Consider the following 631-nt stretch of genomic DNA (forward strand, 5'->3'; position numbering starts at 1 on the left):
TGTCGGCACTGCCACTAGCCGTCAGTGGGATTTCCATCCCTTGGTAGTCGCCATCTTTCAAAATGATGGTGCCACCAGCAGGAAGCAGTTCTACTGCGGTAGCTAAATCAAGCGGTTGCGCTTGAGATCCGTTGCCTTTGTCGCTGCCGTTTGGTGCAACATACAGCGTCATTGGGTCTGGCAGAGAAACAACGTCAACGCTGTAACGGTGCGCTTGTGTCTCTTTGTTTGGGCCGTCAATGGCGGTGAATCTCACTTCCATTTGATTCGCGCCGCTATCAAGTGTCAGCCACTGGCTGAACAGCTCACCCGCCGTCACGGTTTGCTTCGCTACCACTTTGCCATTGTGCAGAACTTCAAATTCGCCCGAGTAGTTGGCACGAGCTTGAACCGGATATTCCTTGGTTGCAGAGCGAGGTGAAGAAGCGATTTGGAATACCAATTCTCCCTGCTTGGCCGCGTATTTTGGAGCGTCCACGGTATCCGCCGCAGCAAGCTGCAAATCGACATTGCTCACGGTCATTTTTGCATTGCGTGACGCAAAGAAGCCGACGTATTGCGAGTCTGAGTTTTGCATTTCAACGATATTGGCATTCGCGCCTTTTACCGCTTGCTCAACGAATTTTTCGCC

General features: G+C 52.0%; 1 pseudogene. It reads right to left on the minus strand.

Annotated elements, in window-relative coordinates:
- A pseudogene (locus tag R7F64_RS23985) lies at positions 1-631 on the minus strand (exopolygalacturonate lyase); the annotation flags it as partial.

It is taken from the genome of Vibrio sp. Vb1980 (genome assembly GCF_033338615.1).
GTDB lineage: Bacteria > Pseudomonadota > Gammaproteobacteria > Enterobacterales > Vibrionaceae > Vibrio > Vibrio alginolyticus.